10 protein-coding genes are annotated in these 12,865 nt (G+C 70.4%); 7 read left to right on the forward strand and 3 right to left on the reverse strand.

All coding sequences use genetic code 11. The annotated features are described in order from the left end of the window. Positions 1 to 62 precede the first annotated feature (62 nt). A complete protein-coding gene (locus tag LXT21_RS20950; RefSeq protein WP_254039914.1) occupies positions 63 to 1,067 on the reverse strand; it encodes a hypothetical protein in 1,005 nt (334 codons plus the stop codon). 280 nt (positions 1,068 to 1,347) lie between these two features. On the opposite strand from LXT21_RS20950, the gene LXT21_RS20955 reads away from it, so the two are divergent. The 4 genes from LXT21_RS20955 (at position 1,348) to LXT21_RS20970 (ending at position 6,018) form a co-directional block, all read left to right on the forward strand. Further along, a complete protein-coding gene (locus LXT21_RS20955) occupies positions 1,348 to 2,559 on the forward strand; it encodes a J domain-containing protein (RefSeq protein WP_254039915.1) in 1,212 nt (403 codons plus the stop codon). Positions 2,560 to 2,744: 185 nt separating this feature from the next. Then, positions 2,745 to 4,331, forward strand: a complete 1,587-nt coding sequence (locus tag LXT21_RS20960) for a hypothetical protein (protein WP_254039916.1) — start codon at positions 2,745 to 2,747, stop codon at positions 4,329 to 4,331. Between the two features lie 53 nt (positions 4,332 to 4,384). Beyond that, on the forward strand, positions 4,385 to 5,503 hold the full coding sequence (locus LXT21_RS20965) for an NAD(P)-dependent alcohol dehydrogenase (protein ID WP_254039917.1): 1,119 nt from the start codon (positions 4,385 to 4,387) through the stop codon (positions 5,501 to 5,503). After that, positions 5,500 to 6,018 (forward strand): DUF4334 domain-containing protein, encoded by a 519-nt coding sequence (locus tag LXT21_RS20970; protein WP_254039918.1) that lies wholly within the window; start codon positions 5,500 to 5,502, stop codon positions 6,016 to 6,018. The genes LXT21_RS20965 and LXT21_RS20970 overlap by 4 nt, the downstream gene beginning before the upstream one ends. On the opposite strand, the gene LXT21_RS20975 is transcribed toward LXT21_RS20970, so the two are convergent. Continuing rightward, on the reverse strand, positions 6,011 to 6,535 hold the full coding sequence (locus LXT21_RS20975) for a DinB family protein (protein WP_254039919.1): 525 nt from the start codon (positions 6,533 to 6,535) through the stop codon (positions 6,011 to 6,013). The genes LXT21_RS20970 and LXT21_RS20975 overlap by 8 nt on opposite strands. A gap of 162 nt (positions 6,536 to 6,697) precedes the next feature. On the opposite strand from LXT21_RS20975, the gene LXT21_RS20980 reads away from it, so the two are divergent. Both LXT21_RS20980 and LXT21_RS20985 read left to right on the forward strand, forming a co-directional pair. Then, positions 6,698 to 9,142 carry a helicase-related protein gene (locus LXT21_RS20980; RefSeq protein ID WP_254039920.1) on the forward strand — a complete coding sequence of 815 codons (2,445 nt, stop codon included), beginning with the start codon at positions 6,698 to 6,700 and terminating at the stop codon, positions 9,140 to 9,142. Positions 9,143 to 9,411: 269 nt separating this feature from the next. Continuing rightward, positions 9,412 to 9,960 (forward strand): outer membrane beta-barrel protein, encoded by a 549-nt coding sequence (locus LXT21_RS20985; protein WP_254039921.1) that lies wholly within the window; start codon positions 9,412 to 9,414, stop codon positions 9,958 to 9,960. Positions 9,961 to 10,080: 120 nt separating this feature from the next. Here the strand turns inward: LXT21_RS20985 and LXT21_RS20990 are convergent, their stop codons facing one another. Next, positions 10,081 to 11,052, reverse strand: coding sequence for a TIGR03885 family FMN-dependent LLM class oxidoreductase (locus LXT21_RS20990; protein ID WP_254039922.1), 972 nt, complete (start codon positions 11,050 to 11,052; stop codon positions 10,081 to 10,083). Between the two features lie 133 nt (positions 11,053 to 11,185). Here LXT21_RS20990 and LXT21_RS20995 point away from each other — a divergent pair, with 133 nt between their 5' ends. After that, the gene (locus LXT21_RS20995) at positions 11,186 to 12,835 is read left to right on the forward strand and encodes an alpha-amylase family protein (protein ID WP_254039923.1); all 1,650 of its coding nucleotides are present in this window, start codon (positions 11,186 to 11,188) and stop codon (positions 12,833 to 12,835) included. Positions 12,836 to 12,865 lie beyond the last annotated feature (30 nt).

The raw sequence follows: 12,865 nt of genomic DNA on the forward strand, positions 1-12,865 counted from the left end.
CAAATGAAACGGCGGCGACCTCCCGAAGGAAGTCGCCGCCGTCGGTGCGTCTCAACCGTGAATCACTCCACCCAGTGCTGGACCGTCAGGACGCGGAAGTCCGACGCGGTGTCGACGAAGAAGTGCACCTGCACGCCGGCCCACGGGCCGTCCTCGTAGTGCATGTGGCAGCCCTTGAACGTGCGGCCCGCCGTGCGCGCCGCCAGGTCCGCCTTGCCGTCCGTGACGATGTCCGCGTCAATCGCGTTGTAGCGGTTGGCCGTGCTCACCGCGCTGTGGACGTAGTTGCGCACCTCCGTGGCGTCCGCCAGGTAGCCCCGGTCCTCCCACTGACCCGAGCGGCCGGTGAGGTCGATGCCGAAGCAGTCCGCCGCGGCGAGCCGGTCCGTGCCGTAGGCCCCGTCCATGATGGTCTGGATGTTGAACGCCGTGCTCAGCTTCACCGTCCAGTCGTCCTCGGGCAGCGCGTTCACCGCGGTCGCGAGCATCTCCAGCGAGTAGCCGATGGTCGCCGCGTTGCGCAGGTTGCGCATGCTCACCGCGCCGATGCCGGACGCGTTCGAGATGCCCTGCACGTTCGTGAACGGACGCAGGTTGATGAGGCTGGTCGCCCCGTTCCACGCATACGGCAGGATGGCGTAGAGCGTGTTCGTGCTCGTCGTGTTCACCATCGTGACGATGGCGGCGGCGTCGGACTGCGACAGCGCCAGCTCGTCGTAGATGCCCAGACAGCTCTGGTCGATGTACTCCTCGGCGCGAGCTCCGTGCTCGAGCTGCTTCAGGCGCACCGGGCCCATCTCGGAGACGGCCGAGAGCTGCGCCAGCGACGTGAAGAGCGCCGCCGTGCGCGCGCCGATGATGTTGCTGGCGGCGTCGCTGGGCAGATACCGGTCCAGCTTGTTGAAGCTCGCCGTGTTCGCGAACTGCAGGATGCCTTCACACTCCGGCGCCACGTCGACGTCCGTCGTGGTGAGCGGCGCCTGCTCGTTCTGGACGGCGTCGGCCGGAGCGGCGGGCTCGGCCGGCGGAGCGGATTCGGTGGGACCACAGCCAACCAGCAGACTCATGGAGAGAAGGGCTGAGCCGAGACGACGCATCGAGGACACCTCATGGGGACAGCGAGGGAGGTGCTCCCTTACCCCAGGCCCTCGGGTAGCGGGCAATCCGTGAGACAGATGAAATTTTGTGATGACGAGAAAAGTGTCACCACCCCGGGGCCCGAGCACGGTGGATGACACCGAATCGTGACGTGCGGTGGGTTTCTGGACCTCCGGGTGGGAGTCGGGCATGCCGGAGGGCTCCACCTCGGGGATTCGCTCCGGCGACCCCACCCGGCGAAGGAAGTGCATGCGAGCCTGTCCGTGCTGCCTGGAGACGCTGACGCCAGGTCTGCTGGGCTTCGGGAGCCGGCGCCTCGCGGGCCACTGCGAGGCGTGTGGTGACGCCGTCTGCCAGTCGTGCCTGAGCGTCGAGTCGCTCGCGGCGGGGGTGTTCCAGAAGCGCGCGGGTGCCTCGGCGTCGGGCTCCAAGAAGGTGAAGGGGCGGGTGTGCCGCTCGTGCCTGTGGGAGGCGCTGGTGGAGGAGGGCCGCACACCTTCCTTCGCCGCACCCCGTGGGCAACGTGAGCGCGCCCGCCGCGCCGCGCGGGAGACCTGTACGCATGCCGAGGTGAAGGCCTGCATGGGTTTCTGCCCCACCTGCGGCGACGAGGTGGTCTGGAAGAGCGAGCATGGCAACCCCGCGTGCGAGGCCTGTGGCGCGCCGTCACATCGGTTCTTCAACGGCTGCTGGAACTGCGGGGAGTCGTTCGACGAGCAGAATGTTCCCCAGTCCGTCGCGCGCGGGTACCGGCTCGAGTTCGACTGTGACGCGGATGACTGCGCCGGGAAGCTCGCGTGGCTGATGCCCTTCTGCCCGTGGTGCGGCGAGGAGAAGCACTGGGAGCATGCCGGGGGGCTGGAGTGTGAGGCCTGCGAGGTCCAGGTGGACCGGGGCTGGGCGTTCTGCGTGCGGTGCGGCGAGGAGGCGCCGCTCCCCGACGCGTGTCCCCGGTGTGGCGTGGGTCTGGACGAAGCGGCGTCCGCCGCGCGCTGTGAGCAGTGCCAGCACGTGGTGTGCGGTGAGTGCTGTGACGTCGTCGCCGTCGCCGCGCCGGGAGGGGAGGCGCAGGAGCGGCTCTTGTGCTCGACCTGTGGCGAGGGCGCCGAGCCCGTGGCCGACACGCGCGCGACCGAGGAGGCTGACTCGGAGCCCTCCGATGCGGAGGAGGACGCGGCGCCCGCTGACGACGATGAGGAGGAGGCGGAGGCGCCCCGGCGTGAGGAGGAGCCCGCGCCGCGACCCCAGGCGGCCCCTTCGTCGCCGTGGGAGATATTGGGTGTCGTCCGGGGAACACCGCTGGCGGACGTGAAGCGCGCCTACCTCGCGCTGGTCGCCCAGTACCACCCCGACAAGGTGGCGCAGCTCGGACCGAAGCTCCAGGCGCTGGCGCAAGAGGAGACGCGCCGCATCATCGAGGCGTGGGAGCACATCCGGAAGCACTCGCGCCCCGGCGGCTGAACGCCTCGCGCTCCGTGTCCCCGGGCGCGCGGGACTTCGACCTCGTGGCACCGGCCGTGGTGGGTCCGGGGCTGCTCCTCGCCGCACGCATGGAGAGGAGGGAGGCAGCCTGGAGCCTCGTGTCTTGGCGGCCCCGCGCCCCGTGCGCAACCTGTCGCCCGGGTGTGTTTCGGGAGGGGGAGACAGTGGCTGACTGGCGTGGCTTGGCCGCATGGCTGGTGTTGTGTCTGGGGATGGCCGGTTGTGATGGCGATGATTCACCTCCTCCCGTCGCGTCCTGTGAGGCCTCAGCCTCCTGCGAGCCTGCTCCCGGAATCCCTCCTGACGCGGGCGCGCCGGATGCGGGCGTTCCGGACGCGGGGACTCCCGATGGCGGCGAGATTCCCGATGGGGGCGGCGCTCCCGGTGAGCCCGATGGCGGCTCCGTCCCCCCGGAGGACGGTGGCACCTCGCCGCAGCCCGCCACACCTGGCAAGACGCTCTGGCTGAATCACGAGCGCCAGCCCCTGCACGACCTGGCCGCGAGCGTCGGTACTCCGTGGGATGGGTCGTCCATCTACACGGCCTCCATCCAAGGCTCGTCGACCTCGTTCGGTCGCGCCGACGGCGCCTCGTCCCATTTCGAGGTGAAGCGCTACACGCCCCATGGCGCCCGCGTGTGGACGCGCTCCTTCTCGCTGCATCCGTTCGAGGGCGAATCCCCCCTGGATGTCTCGGGCACGGTCGCCATGAGCGTGTCGTCCACGGGCCGGCTCTATCTGATGACCGATGTCCGCCGGGGCACCGTGTCGATGGACACGCCGAGCAAACCCCTCAGCGGCCTGGCCCTGTCCCGGTTCAACGCGGAGGGACGCGGGGAGTGGTCCCTTCCGCTGCAGGGGCTCAACGAGGTGGGCCTCGCGCTCGTGGCCAGCCGGGACGATGGCGCCTACGTGAGCGTGCGCGCATCGCATCCGTACTCGGAGGCGCTGCGGTGCTCGCCGACGGAGAACGCGCTCTATCGCATCAGCGCCTCGGGCGCCGTCCTGTGGCGTCAGCGCGTCTCCGAGCCGGAGTGCGGCAACTACCGCGCGGAGGCGGTGAGCCTCGCGGTGCTGCCCGACGGCGGCGTGGCCCTGGGCGGCTCCTACTTCGGCACCGTCCGGACGGCGAAGGGGACCTTCACCGCCCAGGGGCAATCCCCCTTCCTGGCCACGTTCTCCGCGGCGGGACAGATGACCTGGTTCAACGCCTTCCCCAGCGCCAATGGCTGGGTGACGAGCATCGGCGCCACCGCGAAGGGCACGCTGGTGGCGGCGGGGAGCATGGAGGGCGGAGCGCTCCGGTGGGGCTCCGAGTCGCTCCGAGACAGGCTCGCCTTCCTCCTGGTGGCGGAGGCCACGGGCACGCCGCGCTGGGTGAAGAGCCTGGGCCGCTCCGAGAAGGTCGTCATCGCCGTGGAGCCCGCGGGCCGCGTGGTGGTGAGCGGCCTGTCTCGCGACTTTCCGCACCCCGCGCCAGGCGCGAGCGATTCCGCGCAGAACCCGCAGCTCTTCGCGCGCCGCTTCGACCTCGAGGGCCGCGAGCTGTGGAACCGCTTCTTCCTGCGCTCCGGCGGCCCGTCCAACCTCTTCGCCGAGCAGGTGGTGAGCGCCGCGCCCTCCGGCGAGGAGAACGGCAACACGCTGCTGTTCGGTCACTTCTCCCACACCGAGGACTTCGGGACCGGCACCCTCGTCCCCGACGCCACCGACACGTTCCTGCTCAAGCTGGGACCCGGCGACGCGTTCTGACCTGCCCGCGGAGCCCTGTTGCTTTTGTTGGCGGTCTGCCAATAATTCGGGGCATGACGCTTCCGGTCCGTGCCGCGGTGCTGCGGGAGGTGAATGCACCCTTCGTCCTGGAGGAGGTGGACCTGGACGCGCCCCGTCAGGGGGAGCTCCGGGTCCGGGTGCATGCCAGTGGCATCTGTCACACGGACCTGAGCTACCGCGCGGGCCAGGGGCGCTTCGCGTTCCCCGCGGTGCTGGGGCACGAGGGCGCGGGGGTGGTGGAGTCGGTGGGAGAGGGCGTCACGGGCTTCGAGCCGGGGGACGCCGTGGTGCTCAGCTACTACTCCTGTCGCGCGTGCGGCACCTGTGCGCGAGGGCAGCCCGCGTACTGCGAGCAGGGCTACGCGGGGAACTTCTCGGGGGCGCGGCCGGATGGGACGTTCCCGATGCGCTGGCGCGGCGAGCCCATCCGCTCGGGGTTCTTCCACCAGTCGTCCTTCGCCACGCACGTGCTGGCGCACCAGCACAACGCGGTGAAGGTGGCGAGAGACGCGCCGCTGGAGTTGCTGGCGCCCCTGGGCTGCGGCTTCCAGACGGGCGCGGGCGCGGTGCTGGAGTCGTTCCGGATGCAGCCGGGACAGCGGCTCGCCGTCTTCGGCGTGGGCGCGGTGGGCCTGGCGGCGGTGATGGCGGCGCGCGTGGCGGGCGCGGCGAGCATCTTCGCGGTGGACCTGGACGCCAGGCGGCTGGAGCTCGCGCGGGAGCTGGGCGCCACCGACACCTTCCTCGCGGATGAGCCGGAGCTGACGCGCACGGTGCTCAAGAAGACGCGGGGTGGGGTGGACTTCGCGCTGGAGTGTGTCGGCTCGCCGAAGGTGCTGCGACAGGCGTTCGACGTGACGCGCCCGTTGGGGACGTGCGGATTGCTCGGCCTGCCGAGCGCGGACGCGCAGGTCTCCATCCCGATGACGGCGCTGCTCTTCGGCAAGCGGCTGGTGGGGATGCTCGAGGGCGACGCCGACCCGAAGCGCTTCATCCCCCGGTTGGTGTCGTTGCACGCGGAGGGGCGCTTCCCGCTGGAGAAGCTCCTGCGCCCCTACGACTTCGAGGCCATCAACGACGCGGTCCACGACATGGAGTCGCGCACGGCCATCAAGCCCGTGCTGCGCATGCACACAGGAGCGGCACGATGAGCTTCGACGAGGCGGTGAAGACGGGGACGCTGAGCCAGCAGGAGGCGCTCGCGCTGTTCGACAGCCTGGCGCCGGTCGAGCTCGCGTCGCTGTTCGGCACGTGGAAGGGCAGTGAGCTGCGCACGGGCCATCCGATGGACGGGTTGCTCGGGGCCACGGGGTGGTACGGCAAGCAGTTCCTCGACGTCGAGAGCGTGCACCCGCTGCTGTTCTACACGGAGGACCGCGCGTCGGTGTTCCCGGTGGACCCGCGGAAGTGGCCGTCACCGACGATTCGCGGCCCGGTGGGGCCGCATCGCGCCGATGTGGAGACGGCGAAGTTCAAGGCGCGCCTGCGCAAGGTGGAGTACCGGGGGCAGCTCAGCGCGACGATGATCTACGACGACTGGCCCACGCTCGACGTGTTCCGCAAGGCCGACGAGAACACGCTCCTGGGCCTCATGGACGCGCGCGGCATGCCGTCGCCGTACTTCTTCGTGCTGCGGCGGGACGCGAACGCACCGGCGCTCAAGTAGGCGGCACGGCCAGCACGAAGCGCGCGTAGCCCAGCTCCGCCGCGTTCTTCATCAGCTCCACGTTGGCCCAGGCGACGATGTCGCCGAAGGGCTTGCCCTCCAGCGGCCAGCGCGTGCGCGCGCTCGATTGCAGGTCTTCGTCGGTGAGGCGGGTGATGGCCTCGCGCCACGTGGCGTGCAGGCCGACAATCCACGCGCGCACCGCGTCCGCGGAGCCGGGCCAGAGGACGGCCTCCCGCGTCAGGGTGGCGTCCCCGAACGAGTGGTTGTGCACCATGGACCACCAGAAGCCCAGGTGCCACGTCAGCCAGGCCACACTCGCGGGGCCCAGGTCATAGCCCTCGTGCTCGGGCCATTGGGCGCGCCAGTGGCCCTGTGCGTCCCGCGTCACGTGCAGCCCCACCGAGGCGGGGCGGCGCAGGCAGTCCTCCGTGGTGAGCCCCTCCAGGTGGTAGTTCGTGAGGGCCCACGCGATGTCGAGCTGGCCCAGGAGCGTGTCTCGGACAGGGTTCGCCATGGGGCGCGACGCTAGGGGGCTTTGCCCGGGGCGTCCATTCCGCGGTGCCCGGGTCAGGACGCGGCGCGCCCGTGCGTGCGTGGCGAGCCCAGGAGGCAGCCGAGGATGGGTTGGAAGTCCGTCGCAGGGCGCGTGACCGGGCGCGAGGTTAGACTCTCCGCAATGAACTCCAGCGCATCCGGCCGTTCGTCCGTCGTCGTGGCGGAGCTGGGGCCCACGAACACTGGAAAGACCCACCGGGCCATCGAGCGGATGCTCGAGCACGACACGGGCATGATGGGGCTGCCGCTGCGCCTGCTCGCCCGCGAGGTCTACGACCGGGTGACCGCCCGGGTGGGCGAGGGACGCGTGGCGCTGATGACGGGCGAGGAGAAGCGCCTGCCGCCGCGTCCCGACTACTGGATATGCACCGTGGAGGCGATGCCGCTGGACCGCGCCGTCGACTTCCTGGCGGTGGACGAAATCCAGCTCGCCGCGCATCGCGAGCGGGGGCATGTCTTCACGGACCGGCTGCTCCACGCGCGAGGGCGCAAGGAGACCTGGTTCCTGGGCGCGGAGACGATGCGGCCGATGGTGCAGTCGCTCATCCCGCACGTCTCGCTCAAGCGGGCCACGCGCCTGTCCCAGCTTCGCTACGCGGGCCGGCGCTCGTTGAAGAGCCTCCCGCCGCGCTCCGCGGTGGTCGCGTTCTCCGCGGACCGCGTCTATGAGCTCGCCGAGTCACTGCGCCGGCTGCGCGGCGGCGTCGCGGTGGTGCTGGGCGCGCTGTCGCCCCGGACGCGCAACGCCCAGGTGGCGATGTACCAGTCCGGAGAGGTGCAGTACCTGGTGGCGACCGATGCCATCGGCATGGGGTTGAACCTGGACCTGGGCCACGTGGCCTTCGCGTCGCTCTCCAAGTTCGACGGCGCCGAGCAGCGGGAGTTGTTCCCGGACGAGCTGGCGCAGATCGCCGGCCGCGCGGGGCGTCACCTGAACGACGGGACGTTCGGCACGCTGAACACGCTGGATGAGCTGCCGCCTCGGGTCGTCACCGCCATCGAGACCCACCGCTTCCCCGCGGTGCGCAGCCTCATCTGGCGCAACGCGGAGCTCGACTTCGCGAGCCCCGAGGCGCTGCTGGACTCGCTGTCGCGGGCCCCGCGCCACAACGCCTTCGTCCGGGTGGAGCGCGCCGATGACTTCGACGCGCTGAAGGACCTCTCGCACATCCCGGCCGTCCGCGACGTCGTCACGGACCGCGCGGGCGTGGAGCTGCTGTGGCAGGTCTGCCAGATTCCGGACTTCCGCAAGGGGTTGTTCGGCCAGCACGTCAGCCTGCTGCGCGAGACGTTCCTCCAGCTCACCGCGGGGGACGGCGTGCTGGACGCGACGTGGCTGTCCAAGCAGGTGTCGCCGCTCGACGACGTCTCCGGGGACATCCACACGCTGATGGACCGGCTGGCCGCCATCCGCATCTGGACGTACATCAGCCATCGCTCGAGCTGGCTGCGCGACGCGGAGCAGTGGCAGGAGCGCACGCGACTCATCGAGGACGCGTTGGGGGACGCGCTGCATGAGCGGCTGGTGGAGCGCTTCGTCCAGCGGGCCGCGCGCAGGAGCGCCCGGCGCTTCGTGCGGGCCTCCGCCACGCCCGCGGCGAGCTCGGACAACCCGTTCGCGAAGCTCGGCGCGCTGTTGGGCGAGAGCGGCTCCGCGGAGGGCCTGATGACCGAGGAGCAGTTCGTGCAGCGCGTGGTGGACGCGACGCACGAGGTCTTCGAGGTGGAGCCGTCCGGCAACATCTCCTTCGAGAGCCAGCCCCTGGGGCGGCTGGTGCGCGGCACGGACCGGCGCTCGCCGCAGGTGGCGCTCGCGGAGCCGGAGGTGTGGACGGGCGGGGCGAGGCGGCGGTTGGAGCGGCGGCTCCATGCGCTGGCCAGGGACCTGGTCACCGAGGCGATGGGCGGGTTTCCGGCGGAGTCGCTCACGGGCGCGGGACGCTCGGCGCCGACGCGCGGGCTGGCGTACCGGCTGGCCGAGGGGGTCGGGCTGATCACCGTGAGCGAGGCCCGCGAGCAGTGGGCGCTGCTGGACGAGGAGTCACGCGAGCGGCTCAAGGCCGTGGGTGTGCGCGAGGGACGCCGCTTCATGTACGTGGCCGAGGCGCTCTCTCCGCAGGCGCTGGAGCGCAGGTGCATGTTGACGGCGCTGTTCCTCCAGAAGCCCGCACCGAGGGGTGTGCCCCGTGAGCCGGTGCTCGACGCGGCCGGATGGAATGTGCGTGAGGCGCGAGCCTTCGGTTACGAGCTGTTGGGGCCGGTGGCGCTGCGAATCGACCTCGTCGAGCGCCTGGGTGAGGCGCTGCGCCATCCTCGCGGTGCTCCCCAGGTGCAGGAGTTGATGCGAGAGCTGCGCCTGGAGGGCGGTACGCGGGCCCTGGTGCTGCGCGAGCTGGGGGGAGCACCCCAGGGGGCCGCGTCGAAGCGAAGGCGGCGCCGACGACGCGGGAAGGCGCCCGCGATGGCCCCGGACAAGGCGGGCACGCATGGCCCGTCCGCGCACCCGGTTCCTCGTCGCGACGGCCCGGAGCCTCGCGGCGCGCAGGGGACGCCCAAATCGGATTGAGGCGGGAGCTCCGCCTCACGGCGCTCGGGGCCTCATGGGCCCCGGTGACGTGGGAGGCGCCGCGCGGCATGCCGGGCAGCCTCGAGTCAGACGGAGGCGGGCGCACTCGCCCCACCGGAGCGGACCTGCTCGCGGCGCTGACGTCGAGCCGCGTCATCGAACGTCGCTCCAGCCACCTCCGCGGTGGCCTTGGTGGGCGAGACTTCGGTGGGCCCGAATCTTGAAAACCAGACAGTCGTCGGGGGCCGGAACACTCGGAAGGTCTGGATATGAAGGCAGTGGTCGCGGGAGCGTTGTTGCTGTCGACGGGCGCCTGGGCACAGGACGAAGCCCGTCTCACGGGGGCGGAGTTGGGCGTGGGCGTGGGATACGCCCAGGGCGAGGACAGGGAGAGTGAGAAGCATGGCGGGCCCGGTGTCCGCCTGCATCTGCTCAAGCACCTCGGGCGCTTCTTCTCCATCGGACCGGAGGTCGCGGTCTACGCGGGGGCGGGCTCCCGGACCGACGTCACCTTCGAGGGCGGGCAGCACTACTACGACACGAAGAACCGGGCGCTCTTCCAACTCGGAGGCGTGGCACGGCTGGGGGTGGACCTGGGCCCCGTCCGACCCGCGGTGCTCTTCGGCGCGGGCTGGAACAAGGGCACCGTCAGCAACCTGGGTTACTCGGTGGGCGCGGAGCTGGAGTTCCGGCCCACGCCGTGGCTGCCGCTCGCCCTGGAGGGCCGGCTCCACAAGAACCTCTACAACTACACCTACGAGACCGATAGGAAAGCGGACTACCTCAGCCTGGGCATCGGCTGGCGGCTGAACTGGTGAGTGTCCGGCTCGCGTGAGCGGCCCCGATTTCCGAGGGGTGGCTGACAGGCCTGTCGCGAACCGTGTCTTCACGCAGTGGAGGGGATGACAGGACTGTCATCCCCTCGCGAGGCTCCCGCTTCAGCGCGCGGTGCGCAGGGCTGGCAGCACATGCGCTCCGAAGGCGTCGATGAAGCGCTCCTGCCCGCGGTTGACGTTGTGCAGGTACAGGTGGCTGAAGCCGAGCTTCACGTCCTCGGCGAGCCAGTCCACGTGGCGCTGGAGGCTGGAGGACACCCGCACGTGTCCCTCCAGGTCCTTGGGTTGGACGGTGCGCGCCAGCTCCTGGAACTGCGCGGGAGCACGCAGGTCCGTGAGCACGGAGCTGGCGAAGATGTTGGTGGCCCACTGCTCCATCGCGCCCTGGAGCGCGGCCTGCTCGTCCTCCGCCCAGGAGAGCTGGACCTTGAGGAACATCGGCTTGCCCTCGCCGCCTCCTCGGTGGAAGGACTCCACCATCTTCCGCAGCTCGTCCGGGGGCTTGCTCACGGTGATGAGCGCGTCCGCCCAGCCGCCCACCCACTCCGCCGTCTGGGGCGTAATCGCCGCGCCCACCAGCAAGGGCGCCTGGGCGGGCCGGGAGTAGAGCTTCGCCTCCTCGACACGGACGAGGCCCCGGTGCGTCACCGTCTCGCCCCGGAAGAGCGCGCGCATGATGTCCACGCACTCGCGCAGGCGCGCGTTGCGCACGTCCTTCGGGGGCCAGGGCTCTCCGGTGATGCCCTCGTTGACGAACTGCCCGCTGCCCAGGGCGGCCCAGGCGCGGCCCGGGAACATCTCCGCGAGCGTGCCCAGGGCTTGCGCGATGAGGGCCGGGTGATAACGCTGTCCGGGAGCGTTCACCACGCCCAGGCTGGACAGTCGCGTGGTGGCGAGCGCCGCGCCCATCCAGCTCCAGGCGAAGCCGCTGTGTCCCTGCGATTCGCTCCAGGGGTGGAAGTGGTCCGAGTTGAGCGCGGCCGTGAAGCCCGCGGCGTCGGCCCGGCGCACCAGGCGCAACAACTCACTGGGAGGAAACTGCTCATGGGAGGCGTGATAACCGAGCGTGAGCATGCGCGCGCACGTTGGGGGCGCCCGCGCGCCGTCGCGAGCCCCTCGTGCTCATGACTGTGTGCTGTCGCACGCAAGGCGCGCCCCCCGGTGCGTCCCGCGTCTGGCATCGCCACCTTCGCTTCAGGGGACACGGATGATTCAGGACCTCTGGTACAAGAACGCGGTCATCTACTGCCTGGACGTCGAGACGTTCATGGACGGCAACGGCGATGGCGTGGGTGACTTCGCCGGGCTCCAACGCCGGCTCGACTACCTGGCGGGCCTGGGCGTGACGTGCCTGTGGTTGACGCCCTTCCATCCTTCGCCCAATCGCGACAACGGGTACGACATCACGGACCACTACGGTGTGGACCCGAGGCTGGGAAGCCTGGGGGACTTCGTGGAGTTCACCCACCAGGCGAAGCAGCGCGGTCTGCGCGTCATCATCGACCTGGTCGTCAACCACACGAGCGACAAGCACCCCTGGTTCCAGGCCGCGAGCAAGGACCGGGACAGCCGCTTCCACGACTTCTACGTGTGGTCCGACAAGAAGCCCAAGGACGCGCACAAGGGCATGGTGTTCCCGGGCTCACAGCACACGACGTGGACGTACGCGCCCGCCGTGAAGCGCTGGTACTTCCACCGCTTCTTCCCCTTCCAGCCCGAGCTGAACATCGCCCACCCCGAGGTGCGCGAGGAGCTGCTCAAGGTGATGGGGTACTGGTTGCAACTGGGCGTGTCCGGCTTCCGGGTGGACGCGGTGCCCTTCCTGGTGGAGCTCAAGGGCCTGCGCAGCCACGGCATCGAGGACCCGTACGCGCTGCTCGACAGGATGCGCGAGTTCCTCTCGTGGCGGAGCGGAGACGCCATCCTCCTGGCCGAGGCCAACGTCACCATGGATGAGGTGATGAACTTCTTCGGCAAGGAGGGGGACCGGATGCAGATGGTCTTCAACTTCGCCGCGAACCAGCGCTATTTCCTTTCGCTGGTGACGGAGGACGCGACGCCGCTCGTCGAGTCATTGCGCTCGGCCCCCAGGCTGCCGCACCTGGCGCAGTGGGCGAACTTCCTGCGCAACCACGACGAACTGGACCTGGGGCGGCTGCCCGCGAGGGCTCGCAAGCGCGTCTTCGCGGAGCTGGGCCCGGAGCCGAGGATGCAGCTGTACGAGCGCGGCCTGCGCCGGAGGCTCGCGCCCATGCTGGCGGGAGACAGGCGGCGGTTGGATGTGTCGTTCAGCCTGATGCTGTCGCTGCCGGGGACGCCGGTGCTCTGGTACGGCGACGAGCTGGGCATGGGCGAGGACTTGTCGCTGCATGAGCGCCAGAGCGTGCGCACCCCGATGCAATGGGCCGACGAGCCGCACGGTGGCTTCACCCGCGCCGACGCGCCCTTCCGTCCCGTGGTGGAGCGGGCGCCCCATGGCTACCGGCAGGTGAACGTCGAGCACCAGCGCAGGGACCCGGGCTCGCTGCTCAACTGGATGGAGCGCATGGTGCGCATGCGCAAGGAGTGCCCGGAGCTGGGGTGGGGCGCGTGGCGGTTGTTGAGCGTGAGGAACAAGAATGTGCTCGCGCTCAGGTACGACTGGAAGGGCGAGACGCTGGTGACGCTGCACAACCTGTCCGGCAAGGCCTGCGAGGTGAGCTTCTCCCCGGGAGGGCCGCCCGCGCGGCTCGTGCATCTGCTCTCGGAGGACCACTCCGCGCCCGGCAAGACGGGGCGCCACCGCGTGACGTTGGAGGGGTACGGATACCGGTGGTACCGGATGGAGCAGCGACTGGCTCCACCCGCCACGGCTTGAGGCGACGACAGGCGTCGACGATGAGGCCGC

Origin of the sequence: Myxococcus guangdongensis, assembly GCF_024198255.1 — a bacterium.
GTDB lineage: Bacteria > Myxococcota > Myxococcia > Myxococcales > Myxococcaceae > Myxococcus > Myxococcus guangdongensis.

Coding starts and splice junctions, on each gene's coding strand:
- LXT21_RS20980 (WP_254039920.1), top strand. CDS start 6,698: ATGAACTCCAGCGCATCCGGCCGTTCGTCCGTCGTCGTGGCGGAGCTG.
- LXT21_RS20985 (WP_254039921.1), top strand. CDS start 9,412: ATGAAGGCAGTGGTCGCGGGAGCGTTGTTGCTGTCGACGGGCGCCTGG.
- LXT21_RS20950 (WP_254039914.1), bottom strand. CDS start 1,067: ATGAGTCTGCTGGTTGGCTGTGGTCCCACCGAATCCGCTCCGCCGGCC.
- LXT21_RS20955 (WP_254039915.1), top strand. CDS start 1,348: ATGCGAGCCTGTCCGTGCTGCCTGGAGACGCTGACGCCAGGTCTGCTG.
- LXT21_RS20970 (WP_254039918.1), top strand. CDS start 5,500: ATGAGCTTCGACGAGGCGGTGAAGACGGGGACGCTGAGCCAGCAGGAG.
- LXT21_RS20975 (WP_254039919.1), bottom strand. CDS start 6,535: ATGGCGAACCCTGTCCGAGACACGCTCCTGGGCCAGCTCGACATCGCG.
- LXT21_RS20965 (WP_254039917.1), top strand. CDS start 4,385: ATGACGCTTCCGGTCCGTGCCGCGGTGCTGCGGGAGGTGAATGCACCC.
- LXT21_RS20995 (WP_254039923.1), top strand. CDS start 11,186: ATGATTCAGGACCTCTGGTACAAGAACGCGGTCATCTACTGCCTGGAC.
- LXT21_RS20990 (WP_254039922.1), bottom strand. CDS start 11,052: ATGCTCACGCTCGGTTATCACGCCTCCCATGAGCAGTTTCCTCCCAGT.